Source organism: Methylosinus sp. LW3, from assembly GCF_000527115.1.
Lineage (GTDB): Bacteria > Pseudomonadota > Alphaproteobacteria > Rhizobiales > Beijerinckiaceae > Methylosinus.
The window spans coordinates 56,570-70,907 of sequence record NZ_AZUO01000002.1; the positions used below are offsets into that span (position 1 = coordinate 56,570).

The following is a 14,338-nucleotide window of genomic DNA, read 5'->3' on the forward strand; positions in this document are numbered from 1 at the left end:
CGATTATTTGCGTCCATGCTCCATGGTTGTCACGCGAATCTCACGCGCAGCTGATTTTTTTTAATTGACTGAGGCTTCGCCATTCATAATATAACACAGATACATATTGTCGAAATCCCGAGACGCCCCGATGATCCCCAAAAAGAGCAAGTCATGTGCCGCGACATCCCCATCGCGATTGGCCGGCCGGCCGCCGTTTTCCGATCGCGCGCGAGGCATGCAAGTTTCTTTCGCGACGATGACGGCGATTGCCGCTCTGATGGCGCCGCCTCGGGCGCTCGCCAATCCGACGGGCGGCGTCGTGGTCGACGGCGCGGCGACCATCTCCTCCACGACCAGCGTCACCAATGTCACCCAATCCACCAATCGCGCCATCATCAATTGGCAGACCTTCTCCATCGGCGTGGGCGAGACGGTCAATTTCTATCAGCCCTCGGCGCTCGCCGTCACGCTCAACCGCGTCGTCGGCAATGAGCAGAGCATTATCGCCGGCGCGCTCAACGCCAATGGCAAGGTGTTCATCATCAATTCCAACGGCATTATGTTCACCAAGGACGCCCAGGTGAATGTGGGCGGGCTCGTCGCCTCCACGCTCGACATCTCCAATTCCAATTTCATGGCCGGAAACTACACTTTCTCCGGCTCCTCCGCCGCCTCCGTCGTCAATAAGGGGACGATCAGCGCCGCGGACGGCGGCTATGTCGCCCTGCTGGGCAAGACGGTTTCCAACGAAGGGACGATCAACGCCAAATTGGGGACGATCGCGCTCGCCTCGGGCGATGCGATCACGCTCAATTTCAGCGGCGATTCATTGCTCGATGTGACGATCGACAAGGGAACCTATGACGCCCTCGTCGAGAATAAGGGACTGATCAAGGCCGACGGCGGCAATGTGGTGATGACCGCCAAGGCGGCCGATGCGGTTCTCTCGGCGCAGGTGAACAATAGCGGAATCATCCAGGCGCGCACGCTCGCCGATCTGACCGGCGGCTCCTCATCCACGGGAAGCGTGAAGATCGGCAAGATCAAGCTGCTGGCGCAGGGCGGCACGACCAAGGTCTCCGGCACGCTGGACGCTTCCGCTCCCAATGGCGGCAAGGGCGGGACCATCGAGACCTCCGGCAATAAGGTGACGATCGCCGACAGCGCCGCGGTGACGACGGCCTCCTCCACCGGCGAGACCGGCTCGTGGATCATCGATCCCGACGGCTTCACCATCGGGACCGGCGGCGACATCACCGGAACGCTGCTCGGCAGCCTGCTCGCGAGCAATAATATCACGCTCTGGTCGACGAGCGGCAGCGGGACGGACGGCAATATCTACGTCAATAGCGCGGTGAGCTGGTCCGGCAACACGATCCTCACGTTGAATGCGACCAACAACATCTACGTCAATGCGCCGATCACCGCGACCGGGACGAGCGCCGGCCTCGTGATGAATTACGGCAATTACGCCTCGGCCGGCAGCGCGACCTCGGGGACCAATTATTATGTCGACATCGACAATGGCGCGAAGGTGACATTGAGCGGGACGAGCGCGAGTCTCACGATCAACGGCAAGGCCTACACGCTGTTTCACAGCATGGCCGATCTGGCGGCCTATTCGAGCGTAACAGCGACCGGATATTATGCGTTGGCGCAGGATATCGACGCCTCCGGCACGACCTATTCCAAAGCCGTGATCGGCACGCTCACCGGCACGCTCGCCGGCCTCGGCCATACGATCAGCAATCTGACCATCAACGACACCACGGCGACTGGCTTCGCGGCGCTCATCGGCACGCTCGGCTCCTCCTCTGCGACATCGGCGACGGTGCGCGATATCGGCCTCGTCAATGCGAATGTCTATATGAGCTCCGGCTATGCCGCGACGCTGGTCGGGCTCAGCTGGGGCACTGTGAGCAACGCCTATGCGACCGGCACGGTCATCGGCACCTCGCCGGTCGGCGGCCTCGTCGCGCGCAACCAATATGGATATGTCACCGATTCCTGGGCCGATGTGGACGTCTCCGGCTGGTACAACGTCGGCGGCCTGGTCGGATCGAACTACGCCAATAGCGCGACCAATGGCGTCATCAGCAATTCCTATGCGATGGGCGAGGTGACCGCCCGCACCGCTCCCGCCGGCACGGTGCGCACCGCTTTCGGCGGCCTCGTCGGGCTCAATTACGGGGGTATGATCAAAAGCTCCTATGCGACGGGAGATGTGGCCTTCGGAGCGACCGACGCCGTCCTCGCGAACAACGGCGGAGTCGTGGACGGCAGCGCCCTCGGCGGGCTGGTCGGCCAGAACGGGGTGAACGGCAGCTATATCGGCACGGTCGTCAACTCCTATGCGACGGGTGATGTCTCGGGACCCGGCAACTATATCGGCGGGCTCGTCGGCTATAATTACGGCGGAAAGATCGACAGCTCCTACGCGAGCGGCGATGTGACGGGAAACGCCGTCAACAGCAGTCAGAACGTCGGCGGTCTGGTCGGCGGCAACCTCGTCCCCAATTCGACACTGGCCGCATTGGGATCAGGCTCGATCACCAATTCGAGCGCTTCCGGAAATGTCTTCGGCTACACCCAGGTGGGAGGGCTGGTCGGCACCAACTTCGGGACGATCACCGGCTCCAGCGCGACCGGAAATGTGACGGGGCAATATGCCGTCGGCGGCTTCGCCGGCGCCGCCGCCGGCGGAGTCATCAGCAACTCCACCGCCAGCGGAGATGTCACGGCGAAGGATGTCGGCGGCCCCGCCGCGGAGACCACCGCAGGACAACAGGCCGGCGGCTTCGCGGGAACGAACGGCGGCACGCTCGACCACGTGTCCGCGAGCGGCAATGTGACAGGAATAAACCAGGTCGGGGGGCTTGTCGGCATGAATGTCGGCGGCGTCAGCAATGCTTTTGCGTCGGGCGACGTCTTCGGAGTGAGCGCTGTCGGCGGCCTGATCGGCTTCAACGGCTCCACTCAGCTGAGCATTGGCACGGTGAGCAACTCTAGCGCAATTGGAACCGTGAACGAAGGTGGCGGATCGCTGATCGGCAGCAACACCAGCACGGGCGCGGTCACCAACAGCACCTATCGTGACGAGAAGGCGGCGGCGCGCACCGCCGCGCAGCGCGCCGCCGCGCAGCGCGCCGCGACGCAGCGGACGGCCGCGGCTGCCGGCAATGTGATCGCCAACGCCGCGGAAGTCGCCGCGACGAAGCGACAGAATGCGGCGGCCTCGACAGCCGCCGGCAAAGCCGCCGTCGCCTCGGCCAACGCCTCGGCGAATGTCGGTGATAATCTCACGGGCCAAGAGTCGACGCAGACGCAGCTTCCAGCCGCGCACGCGCCGGCGCGCCATGCATCCGCGGCGACCGCGGGCGGCGCGCGCGGGACCCATGCCCCTTCGCCCGGCGCCGGCTATCGCGCGCGCATCCGCAGCATCGAGGTCGACGGACAGCATTTCGACCTCGGTCCCAATAGCAGGGATCTCGCGCCCGCGCCGAAAGCCCAGTGAACCGCTTCCATCAGAAAAGTCGATCCAAATGAAACTTCGTGTTCTTCTTCTCTCCCGCGTCACCGCGCCGGTCCTCCTCCTCGCCGCGCCGCAGGCCTTCGCGCAGAGCGCGCCTACGCCCATTCTGCCCTATAATATCGGCGACGCTGTCCGTCAGGCGGAAGAGTCGCGGCCTGTGGCGCCGCGTCCGAGCGCGCCCGTGCTGCCGCAGATCGCCGAACCGCGCTTCACTCTCGCCAGCAAAGAGACGCTCTTCGTCAAGCATTTCATTGTCGAGGGGCCGCTGCTCGTCGAAGAATCCGAGCTGCGCGAGATTCTCGCGCCCTATGAAGGCCGCAAGCTCACGCTCGGCGATATCTATGGCGCCGCAGATAAAGTCACGCTGCTCTATCGCGCCAAAGGCTATCTCGTCGCCAAGGCCTATGTGCCGGCGCAGGATGCGCGCAGCGGATCGTTGAAGATCAAGCTCGTCATCGGCAAATATGGCAGCGTGCTCGTCAAGAACTCTTCGGCCGTCGACACCGACTTTCTGCAAGGCGTCGTCGACACGGCGCTCGAGGATGAAGCGCTCATCCACAAGGACGCCCTCGAGCGCGCGCTGCTGCTCGTCTCCGATCTCCCCGGCGCCGGCGTGCCGCGCATCGTCGTCTCGCCCGGCAAGGCGCAGGAGACGTCGGACTTTCAATTCGCCGTGCCGGAAGGAAAACGCGTCGAAGGCTATCTGCTCGGCGATAATTTCGGCTCGCCCTACACGGGCCGCGATCGCCTGAACGGCGGCTTCAACATTAATTCGCCGCTCGGCTTCGGCGATCGTCTGTCGGGCTCGGCGATCGTCTCCGAGCGCGCTGCGCTCGCCAATGGCCGCGTCGCTTATTCGCTTCCGCTCGGGCCGGATGGTCTGCGCGCCGAGATCGGCGCCTATCGCACCACTTATGCGCTCGGCGGAACCTATAAGGATCTCGACGCCACCGGCAGCGCCTATGCGCTCACCGGAACTCTGAGCTACGCCTTGCAGCGTCAGCGCGAAGAGAGCATTTCCATTTGGGCGAATTTCACCCACAAGTGGCTGAACGACAAGATCGCCGACACATCGACCGCCAATCGCAACATTGCCCTCGGCACGCTCGGCGTGACGCGCGACACGGCGCAAGATCTGTTCGGCCTGCCGCTGGCGACGAGCTCGACGCTCTCCTTCACCTCGGGCTATGTGAATTATCTCGATGTGACGCAGAAGATTCAGAACCGCGCCGGCGCCGACACGGTCGGCAATTTCTATCGCATCAATCTCTCGGTGAATGCGACGATCGCACTCGATGAGAAATTCTCGCTGTCGACTTATCTGCGCGCGCAGAAGGCGCTCTATGGCAATCTCGACAGCAGCGAGCAGTTCAGTCTCGGCGGCTTCTGGGGCGTGCGCTCATTCGACGAAGGCTTGGCCGGCGACAGCGGCTATATCGTGACGCCGGAACTGAAATATGCGCTGCCGCAGATCGAGAATTACCGCCATGCGCTGGGCGTCTTCACCGACATAGGCGGAGTCTGGCTGGAGAATGGCTCCTATACGACAACGCAGCGCAGCTATACGGGCGTCAATGATGTCGGCGTCGGCTATTATGCGACCTATGACATTGGCGGCGGCAGTCTTCTGGTGCTGAAGGCGCAAGCCGCGCACACCTATGGGACGAACAGCGGCGCGACGGCCTACGACCGGCACACAAAGGGGCTGTTGCAGGTCGGCTTCACCTTCTGAGCAAGGTGGCGTCAGGCGATAAGTCGAACGAAGGAAAGATCGGCGCGTAAAGCGAACAAATGGAGTGCAGCGTGGCGTATCTCATAAGCGAGCGTGGCGAACAGTTCGATCGGCGATTCCTCGCCGCGAGTGAACAAAAGCTCGCCGATGTGATCGTCGCGGCGCTGCCCGACTCGGTCACGCCTCTGCGCCTGACCAAGGTCGGCGTCATTCATTCTCGCCTGCTATCTGCTGTTCTCGGCCTATAATTACGTACGGACGATCGCGCTTCACGCGCGGCCAATGAGCGACATCGGTCTCGGCCCCGACCGAGTTTCGCATTCTCATGGCCACGTGGCCATTCGTCGCGCAGGCTGGGGGTATCGACGCGGCCACGAATGACGCCCCGACTCGGCGGGATACGGCGATTCTGATCCTCGCCGCGATTGGAGTTGCCGGACTTGCCGTCAAGGTTCTCTCCGACGCCCGGCAGCTCGCCGCGGAGGAATAACTTACGAGAAACCGCGAGGCTCGTGGTGGCTCAAATCCGGCGATGAGGCTTTTGGATCCGGAAATCCTGACGGCACATTTGGACCGGTTTCGAAAAAGTCGGCCGCCGCCAGCCGTCGGGGACACAAACTCGCCAAGAGACCTTTAGCCGGACCGCGCAGGCTTCGGGTGTCTATAGCCAGCCGATCCGTTCCGCGAAGGCCCGCGAAATCCAGGAAAAGCGGACCTCCGGGTCGCCCAGACAAATGGCCGCTATTGGCGCGAGTTCCCCCTTCCCGACGGCGACGGGGGAACTGTTACCCCAAGCGGGCATTCGCGGAAGCTGCGCCACTTTGGACCGAAGCAGCAGCGCCACGTCTTTTGCACGACCCGACCCATCGAAAATTCGGCTGAGCGGAGACCGCGCAGACGCGCCGGACGCGCCTGCGATCAGGGGTTCTTGCATTCCGTCACGGCGCGACGCCCCCGGCCGAGGTCCGAAATCAGCTCCACGACGACGACCTTGCGGAAACCGCCAAAAGCCGCCATCTGCTGCTCGTTGACGACATGGCAAATGTCCGCGCCGATGTTCGGGGCGACGCCCTGTCCGCTGAGCCGGTAGACGGCAGGTTCGTTGCTGCGACGGTAGAATCCATTGGGCCAGCCGCAATCGCCCGTCTGCCGACCGACCATCGCGAGCACAGGGACTTTCCTGACCTGCGCGAAGCCGCCATAGGCATTCATCTGGTCCGGGCTATACACATGGCATCAGAGAGAGTCGGTGTATTGGTACATCACCGCCGGCTGGCCCTTTTGCTGGTAGAATTGGCCTTTCACGGCGGGTTGATCCGGGTCGTTCGGCATGGCCGCCGCATTTTGCGACGCAGCGGCGACGAAGGCCACGGCGAGGCCGGCGGAAAGAATTTTCGCGACTATCTTCAAGACACGGTTCTCCTGTTGGCCCATGGCGTCGTGCTCGCGCTCCGCTCGGCGCCCGTGATCAGGGCGGCGCTCGGCGGTGGGCGACTTCGTGAGCACGATTTTTGCTGCTCTACCTGACGTCGACGCCCTGGCGCGCGCAGCGATGCGCGACGCCGGTAATATGGATGAGCGCCCCTTTTGCATCGATTGAGGGGATTGGCCCAGACACCAGCGCGCATGGCGTGGTGCGTCGAGCCATTCATTGTTGCGACGCACATCGCAACCCTTGCCTTGCGCGCGCTTGATGATCGAGACTGCCCATTTGCCATATTCGCCGCAAGACATCTCGCCGTTGCCGAACGCCGGAAGCCGTTCCGCCGACGCTGGCGTCACCGCCATAAAATTCACGCCGATCATCGCGCTGCGCCACGTGATCATCTTCCATCCTCAGCTTTGTGGCCCGACCGACATTTTCAGTCCCGCCTCATCGATTCGCGTCCGCGCGCCAGCACGGTCAATCGAACCAGACTTGGAAATTGTTGTTCTCCGGCCCGCCGTCCGGGTCCGGCATGAACACCTCGCGGAAGCAATTGCCGCGCGCGTCGGTCGCGACCCAAGGATGCGTCGCGAAGGTCTTCTGGTTCACGTTTTTGTCGGGTCCGAGCGTGTGGTATTTCTTCCACTGCCCATCGAACCCGATCCAGTATATCTCGACCGGACGCTTCGAGCCGTTGAAAAAAGTCACCGTCACGGGGCGGGCGCTGTTCTGCGACCGGTATTTGCCGGGCGGCGGGCAGTCCCGGCCGGTCCCGGGCGTCGGCGATACAGCGGCCGCCGCCTGCTTCTGGCCTTTGCTACGCGCGCATGCGCTCGCCTTCTCGATCGCGGCGCCGGCGCCGGACAGCTTCCAGCTTTGCAAGCCGCGATCGAGATTGATCGAGAAGGACGGATTGCTCAGAAACGCGTTCAACTGGTCGCTGTCGATGGCCAGAAACGCCCAGCCCTCTTCCGACACCTTGAAGTCGGCCTGCTCGGCGGCGTCGCCGAAGCCGTAATAGCCGGCGATTTTCTTCTTGCTTTCGTAATAGGGAACGCCGACGCGCCAAGTGTCGCCATTGGTGGCGAGCCGAAGCTGCACTTTCCCATTGTCGACATCCGCGGAGCAATAGGCGAACTTGCCGCCGTTCGAGACAGCGGCGACGGACCAGCGGCCCAGTTGCTCGAAGGCCGTCTCGTCCGCCGAGGCCGATAGGGGAGAACCGAGAGCTGCGAGGACGATTCCTACGGCGAATGACTGGCGAATGGTCACGTCTTTTTGCTCCTGTTTGTACGCTGATCGCGTTCGGATCGCGGTCGAAACTCAGTTCGAGCCGATGCAGGCGTAGAGCTTTTCGAGCGCCGTGTTCGCGCCGGCCAGAGGAAAGGCTTGGTTACGCTTTTTGCCTTCGTCCGGATAAGCGAAAGTGATCTTCGTGAGCGTCCGCAGCTTGTCTTTTAGGCCGGTCTCGCCGCCGCTCTGCGACGCGCTCAGCCATTCCATGTCATCCGGCGATTTGACGATCCTGGCATCGACCGTCTGCGCGCCCGCCCTGTCGTCGTCGAACCAATAGGTCACTTTGACGGGCTTCGTGATCAGCCCGGTTCCAACGCCCATGAAGCCATAGGTGAGCGCTCGGCTGGCCTTGTCGACAGAGACTCGCAAGCCGATCTCCGAGCCGGTCAATTTCACGGCGTCGCAACCGACGACGGTCTTGCCGGCCTTGTCTTTCGTGAAGTGAAGCAAGGCCCAGTCATGGGACAGCTTTTCCCAGCTTCGGAACAGACCCGGCGCGATTTCCTCTATATCCGCGGCGGTCGCGACGACCTCGGCCGCCGGCGCTCCGGCGCGCGGGGCGGAATTGGCTTCGGGAGCGCAAAGGCTCGTCGCCAGCGCAGCGAGGATGACGGGCAAATGGCGGCCGTTTCTCAAGACTGCTTGCTCCAAATTCACTGGGGAGCCCTGGTTGCGCCGAATGCCGACGCCAGAATGAAACGTTCCGCCACATCCCTCGAGCGAACCATTTCCATCAAGCTTTCCCGATGCTTGAACTATACCGTTCGACATGTATCAAAGTTTCCGCCCAAGACGCAAGCGCCGGCAGGCGGACGAGAAGGAGCGGCCCCTATGTCATCGATCAGGCCGATTGTGATCGTCATGATCGTGAGCAGAGCACGTTTGCAACCTGCAAGCCCCACCCGTCCTATCGGATATTGGCGGACCAAGGCTTGGGGCCTTTCGCCCAGTCGCAGCTGTACTGCCCGGTGACGTTGGAGCCCTTGATCGTTCCGCTGTATTGGCAGCCCTTGCCGACGCCGGAGCCGAATGTGTCGCGGCGAACGATCGACACAGCATCACCGGTGATGCTCATCGTCAAATCCGCGCGGACCTCGCGATCCCCCTTCGTCCAGACTGCTTTGTATTTTTCGGTTTTCCCGACACGGGTCCAGGTTCCCTGCCATCCGGCTTCAGTCTCGTTCCAGACCGTGCCGAGAGCGGCCGGCGACTGATCCGGATCGTTAGGCATCGCCAATGCGCCCTCTATGCTGGCGAAAACCCCGAGAGCGAACGATAACGCGACATATTTTTTCATCTTCACCCTCTTTGAACTCGATCTGGCGGGCGATCCCCGCTCGAATCTTCCCAAATTTGCCGCCTTTGACAAAGCGACTTCACCTATCGAGAGCGGACGCCGCCACACTGTCGCAGCAGATGACGCCTGCAAGCTCCGCTCTCGCTGTTGGCTGCTGCTCAGCAACCTTCCTCCCACCGCAGCGGCAACGCGCCCGCGCCTCCGGGGCCGCTCCATTCGAGGCTTCCGTCGCCGCCCTGGCCGCCGCCGTCGTTCTTGTATTTCGGATCGCGTTTGCCCTTGATCAGACGCAAAACCGCGCCACCCGAATTCCCTGTCCAATAGGCGCCGGGGCTCGCGGCGGACGCCTCGATGGTGGTCAGCTTGCCGTCGATCTTGAAGACCGCCCTCTTCTTGGGATGTTCGATGTCGACGAGAACGAGCATGTCGTGGCCGCGCGACAAGGTAAAGCTGCACCCGCCAAAATCCAGCTTCGACAGGTCATCGTTGGAGACCGGTTTGAAGCTCGAGGCCGAAAGACCGCTGGCCGCGGTTTGCGTCTGCGCACTTGCCGGCGCCGTCGCGTTGGCCACGGGCTGCGCTGCGCCTTTCACGCCTTGCCAGCTCAGCGTCTGGTCGAGCGCTTTCGCGCAGGTCTTGCTGACGAAGGGCTGTCCTGACGCGATCTGGCTTTCCTCGGGACGCCCTTTCAGGCCGAGGCAAAGCGCTTCGCCGGCCACGGCGCCGACGGATCGCTCGTCTGCGTTGTAAACGAGAAGGCTGGCGGTGGCGCACTCACCGACAAAAGCGGGCTCTCCGGCACGATCTTTGGAGGCGACGCAGAAATCGGGAGCTTGTGCGAGTTGAACGATATTGTCGGAGCCGAGGACGAAATGGGCATTCGGCCCGCTGCACTCGTCTCCCTTGCCGATCACCAGATGCGCGCCCTTCTTGGGACTTTCCGCGATCATGCACGCCGTCCCGCTGCGCATCCCCGACAGCGTCAGCAGGCCGGCCTTTTGCTCCGCCGCCTCGAGAGAGGGAGTCGCGATGCGAGGCGCCGTCGCCTGCGTCGCCACTGGGGGGACGACCTCGGCGGTCGGGCGCGTCGGCGCTTGGCCAGGCTGCCACGCACAGAGAATCGTGCGCTTATTGGACCAGCAAGCGCCTTGCTGGCGAACTTCACCGAGCGGCGCTTGCGCATGCGTCGATGAAGGCTGCTCATTCCAACTGGCGTCCGCGACGCCGGGCGCGTTGACCGTGACGTAAACGAAAATGCCGCTCTTAGCTCTGAGAATGAAAGAGCCGTCCTTGCCCAGCGCTTCGAAGTCGCAATCGCCGTTCGTAAAGCTCTTGCCGTCGACCGTCAGCTTGCATTGCACCGGCCGCGCCGCCGCCGAGTGCAGCATGATCGGGCTCGCCGCGAGCGCCAGCCCGACCAAGGCGCAGCGATACATGCGTTCAGCACTCCTGAGAGCGCCCGAATTCAACACGTTCATTATCAATTCCTGCGTTGGCTGGATCACGATCCCGACGGCGGTCAACCTCCGTTGGCGACGATGCATTCCTTCAGGCGAATGAAGGCCTTGGCCGCCTGACTGCCGAGCGGCGCCTTGTCGGTGTCCTCGCTGCCGCCGAGGTAAAGGTCATAGCCGCCGCGCTGCATGATGGTCTCGATGAAATTGCGGTCGACCAACATCCACATGCGCTTGCCGTCGGCTTCCACCGTGCCTGGGTATTGCTGACCATTGGACGGCTCGCGGAAGGGGACGATGAAGGATTCGGCCCAGCGGCCTTTGCGGTCTTCAGCGCGAACGCTCACATAGTCCTTGCGATCTGTCTTCAGCGCGATGATGTCGTCGCGCCCGCCGACCCTGCGCGTAGCGCGGCAATTGGTGACGCCCTTCCCCTCTTTCGTCGCGGTGAAATTCCAGTTGTCGAAACCCGGGCCAAATCCTTTGACCTGCGCCGGCGCAGGGCTGGCGCAGACGAGCGTAGCGGCGACGACCAGCAGCGGGAGTTTCATGTTCATCGTTTCCTTATCTTCCGATTTGGGCGGAACGGGCTCGTGTCGGCCGCCGGGGGAAATGCTCGCCGACATCCGCCAGGACGCCAGTCGTTCTGGAGCTCAAGCTCGCTGATTTTGCCGCCCTCGACAAGGGCCGGGTCAATTCCAACGGGGATTTCAACGGGATTCGAGACAGGGGCATTCCAAAAGAACGGCGGTCGAGCACGCGCCGCCCTCGCCAATGCTCTGTCGACGCGTCCTTGCCGAGCGACGGCGCGACCTCCCCTGTCGGGCCGCGAAGTGGGATCTATGACCCATTGCGGCCCCGTCGCGCCCGCAGGGCCAACGTCTGGTTACGCCGGAAGCTGACATTCCCGGATCCGGCGTCACTGGGCGTAACGTACGGACGCTCTTGGTTTGGGTCGGGGGGAAAGACCGCTGGAAAAGTCCGCACCTCTCGCCACGTTGGGATTCTGCAACAGACAAAGAGCTTTTGCTGGTCCGCCGGCCCAGACGTTTCCTTTCGTGACGTTGACAAGCTCACGTCGGAAGTTACCAATGCGCCTATGGTCGAAGTCGAGGCGGTCAGGCGGAGGAGAAGACGGGCGCTCGGCGCGGGTGTCCGAAGATGTTCAGAAAGACCGAGGGAAACAAGGCGGCGATCGCGATCTGGCCGAATGGAATCGCCCGCGTGTCGATCGTGGGCCTCTTGGCTCGGTCTCTCTTCATCGTCAGGTAAGGCGGCGGCCGCTTTGTCCGATGCCGTCGACCGCGGCATGTCGCTGCGAGCGTCAGTCATTGCGTCGGCGACGACCGTCGCCATGCCCCCGGCGGCATTTTCCTGTCCCTGCCGCATTCCTCGCGAGTCCGCTCGGCTCGACGATCGCGCTGGAACTTTCTCGGTCCTTCCTAAACTTGACCAATGACAAGGGGCGGGCTTACAAATCACGCATGATGAACTGGGGCGCACAGCGAAAACTATCGGCGAGCGCCATTATCGGCGCTTTGATCTGTTTCGTCGCATTGCAGAGCAGTTTTGCCTATGCGCGCAATGTGGAAGCGCTCCGTTCTCACACCTCCGCCGCTTTCGAGTCTGGAAATTATGAGATTTGCAGACTCGCCTCCGCGTCGGATCCAAAAGCGCCGATCCAGGACCACCATACCGCCGATCAATGCTGCCTTCTCTGCGCATCGGGTGGTCGTGACGATCAGCCTACTCTGCTTTTCTTCCTCGGCGTTGTCTCCGATTTTCTCGCCCCTCTGACCTCGACCGACGTCGCCGATACGTGCGTCGACGACATCGACCGTCACCTTACGACCTGGACGAGTTCTCACTCTTCCCGCGCTCCGCCGCGTCTGTCCTGAACGCTTCTCCCGCTCTGGAGCGGGAAAATCGTTCGGGGCGGGGCCCGCTCGGGCGGCCTCTCGCTTCGCCGCCATCGCGAGTTCGAGGCTCCAGCGGAAGCCACATCATGTTCAGAACCAATGGCCGTTCGATCGGCGAGCTCTTCGAGCGCAACAAGCGCGATCTTCTCGACTGTCTCACGCGTCGCGTCGGTTACGAGGACGCTTTCGATCTTCTACAAGAGACCTTTGTGCGGATGCTGCGGCGTCGGGAAGTCGGACCGATCGCCGACGAGGACGCCTATCTACGAACGACGGCGATCAATCTCGCGCGCGACTTCTCCCGTCATTCCAAGACCATGGCCAAGCACGTCGCGCCAGGCGACATCCCGGCCGAGATCGCCGAGACCGGACTCGATCCGTCACAAGTTTGCGAGGCGAAGGAAAGCGCCCGCTTGCTGTACGCCGCGATGAAAGGCCTGCCCCCTAAGTGTCGGGAAGTCTTCATCTTACGTCGCTTCCATGATCTTTCGCCGGACGAAATAGCTCAACGGCTGGGCATTTCCCGAAACATGGTCCTCAAGCATCTGCGGCTGGCGCTGGAGAGGTGCCATGCGGCGCTCGACTAAATTTTCACATCGAGACGCCCACCTTATATCACTGTCGGCATCCGTCCTGCTAAAGTAGTGGATCAATGGCGGCGATAACGCCCTATAAGAGGCAGATTGGCGCGGAGATGGAGGAGGATGACGCTCCCCGTGATCGGGCGAACCGTCGGAGAGCGGCCATCGAATGGTGGACGCGCCTGGACAGTCGCGCTCCGACTCCGCAGGAGCGCGAGGCGTTCGTCATTTGGCTGACGCATGATCCGGCCAACCGCGAGGCATTCGAGAAGGTTTGCCGTATCTGGGGCGATCTCGAAGACCTGCGGCCGCTCATAGACGCCTTCGAAGTGCTTCCGCCGCGCCGAACGCGGCGCGTTCGCGTCGCCGCCGTCCTCGCGGGGCTCGCCATAACGCTGTTGTCCTATGTCTTTTTCGACGACGCCTGGATCATGTTGAGGGCGCAGACCCGCACCGGCGTCGCGGAGACGCGGACCATTCGGCTCGTCGACGGATCGCGGATCGAGCTCGGCCCTCGCTCGGCCATCTCGCTCGATTTCGACGAAGGCAAGCGCAATGTGACCCTCCTGAAGGGCGAGGCTTGGTTCGACGTCGCGCCGGACGCCGGCAGGCCCTTTTCCGTTCTGGTCGCCCGCGGCTCGGTGACGGCTCTCGGCACGAGCTTCGACATCTCGACGACGGGGGAGCGAACGGAGATCACTGTCGCGCAGCATCGGGTGCGCGTCATGACGGGTGGCCCGGCGATCATCGTCGATGAAGGCGAGCAGAGCGCTTTTGGGCCGGGCGTCGCCGCGGTCGATCCATACCGGGTGCAAGTCGACCATGTCGCCGCATGGCGTCGCGGAAAGCTGATATTCGACGACAAGCCGCTCGCCGAGGTCGTCTCTGTGCTCGGACATTATCTGAGCGGATATATTCTCATTCTCGATCCATCGATCCGAGAAAGGCGCGTGAGCGGCGTGTTCGACGCGGCAGATCCGATCGCCGCCATCTCCGCGATCGAGAAGGCTCTCGGCCTTCGCGCTCTCGATCTCGGCTATCTCGTCGTGCTCACGGGATAAGAGAGGATTTTTTTTGCTCGTCGACCTCCCCGCGGGAGGGGTCGGTTCGTCCTTGTCT

At 62.7% G+C, this 14,338-nt stretch carries 13 protein-coding genes; 6 read left to right on the top strand and 7 right to left on the bottom strand.

What is annotated here, in order from left to right; all coding sequences use genetic code 11:
• Positions 1-217 precede the first annotated feature (217 nt).
• The 3 genes from METLW3_RS0120470 to METLW3_RS29145 all read left to right on the top strand — a co-directional run bounded on the left by METLW3_RS0120470 (position 218) and on the right by METLW3_RS29145 (position 5,494).
• On the top strand, positions 218-3,496 hold the full coding sequence (locus METLW3_RS0120470) for a GLUG motif-containing protein (protein ID WP_024881669.1): 3,279 nt from the start codon (positions 218-220) through the stop codon (positions 3,494-3,496).
• A gap of 28 nt (positions 3,497-3,524) precedes the next feature.
• Positions 3,525-5,246 (top strand): ShlB/FhaC/HecB family hemolysin secretion/activation protein, encoded by a 1,722-nt coding sequence (locus METLW3_RS0120475; RefSeq protein ID WP_024881670.1) that lies wholly within the window; start codon positions 3,525-3,527, stop codon positions 5,244-5,246.
• A 71-nt stretch (positions 5,247-5,317) separates the two neighbouring features.
• Positions 5,318-5,494, top strand: a complete 177-nt coding sequence (locus tag METLW3_RS29145; RefSeq protein ID WP_245267458.1) for a hypothetical protein — start codon at positions 5,318-5,320, stop codon at positions 5,492-5,494.
• Positions 5,495-6,164: 670 nt separating this feature from the next.
• On the opposite strand, the gene METLW3_RS0120490 is transcribed toward METLW3_RS29145, so the two are convergent.
• The 7 genes from METLW3_RS0120490 to METLW3_RS0120520 all read right to left on the bottom strand — a co-directional run bounded on the left by METLW3_RS0120490 (position 6,165) and on the right by METLW3_RS0120520 (position 11,276).
• Positions 6,165-6,458 carry a hypothetical protein gene (locus METLW3_RS0120490; RefSeq protein ID WP_024881672.1) on the bottom strand — a complete coding sequence of 98 codons (294 nt, stop codon included), beginning with the start codon at positions 6,456-6,458 and terminating at the stop codon, positions 6,165-6,167.
• A gap of 24 nt (positions 6,459-6,482) precedes the next feature.
• The gene (locus tag METLW3_RS0120495) at positions 6,483-7,073 is read right to left on the bottom strand and encodes a hypothetical protein (protein WP_024881673.1); all 591 of its coding nucleotides are present in this window, start codon (positions 7,071-7,073) and stop codon (positions 6,483-6,485) included.
• 76 nt (positions 7,074-7,149) lie between these two features.
• A complete protein-coding gene (locus tag METLW3_RS0120500; RefSeq protein ID WP_024881674.1) occupies positions 7,150-7,944 on the bottom strand; it encodes a hypothetical protein in 795 nt (264 codons plus the stop codon).
• Positions 7,945-7,995: 51 nt separating this feature from the next.
• The gene (locus METLW3_RS0120505) at positions 7,996-8,604 is read right to left on the bottom strand and encodes a hypothetical protein (protein ID WP_157516619.1); all 609 of its coding nucleotides are present in this window, start codon (positions 8,602-8,604) and stop codon (positions 7,996-7,998) included.
• A gap of 271 nt (positions 8,605-8,875) precedes the next feature.
• Positions 8,876-9,265 carry a hypothetical protein gene (locus tag METLW3_RS26000; protein WP_157516620.1) on the bottom strand — a complete coding sequence of 130 codons (390 nt, stop codon included), beginning with the start codon at positions 9,263-9,265 and terminating at the stop codon, positions 8,876-8,878.
• A gap of 158 nt (positions 9,266-9,423) precedes the next feature.
• Positions 9,424-10,743 carry a hypothetical protein gene (locus tag METLW3_RS27065; protein ID WP_157096332.1) on the bottom strand — a complete coding sequence of 440 codons (1,320 nt, stop codon included), beginning with the start codon at positions 10,741-10,743 and terminating at the stop codon, positions 9,424-9,426.
• Between the two features lie 41 nt (positions 10,744-10,784).
• Positions 10,785-11,276, bottom strand: a complete 492-nt coding sequence (locus tag METLW3_RS0120520) for a hypothetical protein (RefSeq protein WP_134188231.1) — start codon at positions 11,274-11,276, stop codon at positions 10,785-10,787.
• Between the two features lie 891 nt (positions 11,277-12,167).
• Between METLW3_RS0120520 and METLW3_RS26010 the strand changes: the two genes are divergently transcribed.
• From METLW3_RS26010 to METLW3_RS0120535, 3 genes are all read left to right on the top strand, one after another.
• Positions 12,168-12,617, top strand: a complete 450-nt coding sequence (locus METLW3_RS26010) for a hypothetical protein (RefSeq protein WP_134188209.1) — start codon at positions 12,168-12,170, stop codon at positions 12,615-12,617.
• 107 nt (positions 12,618-12,724) lie between these two features.
• Entirely contained in the window at positions 12,725-13,225 is a 501-nt protein-coding gene (locus tag METLW3_RS0120530; RefSeq protein ID WP_024881679.1) for a sigma-70 family RNA polymerase sigma factor, read from the top strand.
• Between the two features lie 65 nt (positions 13,226-13,290).
• A complete protein-coding gene (locus METLW3_RS0120535; RefSeq protein WP_245267459.1) occupies positions 13,291-14,280 on the top strand; it encodes a FecR family protein in 990 nt (329 codons plus the stop codon).
• Positions 14,281-14,338: the final 58 nt, after the last annotated feature.

Coding starts and splice junctions, on each gene's coding strand:
- METLW3_RS0120530 (WP_024881679.1), top strand. CDS start 12,725: ATGTTCAGAACCAATGGCCGTTCGATCGGCGAGCTCTTCGAGCGCAAC.
- METLW3_RS0120470 (WP_024881669.1), top strand. CDS start 218: ATGCAAGTTTCTTTCGCGACGATGACGGCGATTGCCGCTCTGATGGCG.
- METLW3_RS26000 (WP_157516620.1), bottom strand. CDS start 9,265: ATGAAAAAATATGTCGCGTTATCGTTCGCTCTCGGGGTTTTCGCCAGC.
- METLW3_RS27065 (WP_157096332.1), bottom strand. CDS start 10,743: ATGAACGTGTTGAATTCGGGCGCTCTCAGGAGTGCTGAACGCATGTAT.
- METLW3_RS0120535 (WP_245267459.1), top strand. CDS start 13,291: ATGGCGGCGATAACGCCCTATAAGAGGCAGATTGGCGCGGAGATGGAG.
- METLW3_RS0120490 (WP_024881672.1), bottom strand. CDS start 6,458: ATGAATGCCTATGGCGGCTTCGCGCAGGTCAGGAAAGTCCCTGTGCTC.
- METLW3_RS0120475 (WP_024881670.1), top strand. CDS start 3,525: ATGAAACTTCGTGTTCTTCTTCTCTCCCGCGTCACCGCGCCGGTCCTC.
- METLW3_RS0120495 (WP_024881673.1), bottom strand. CDS start 7,073: ATGATCACGTGGCGCAGCGCGATGATCGGCGTGAATTTTATGGCGGTG.
- METLW3_RS0120520 (WP_134188231.1), bottom strand. CDS start 11,276: ATGAACATGAAACTCCCGCTGCTGGTCGTCGCCGCTACGCTCGTCTGC.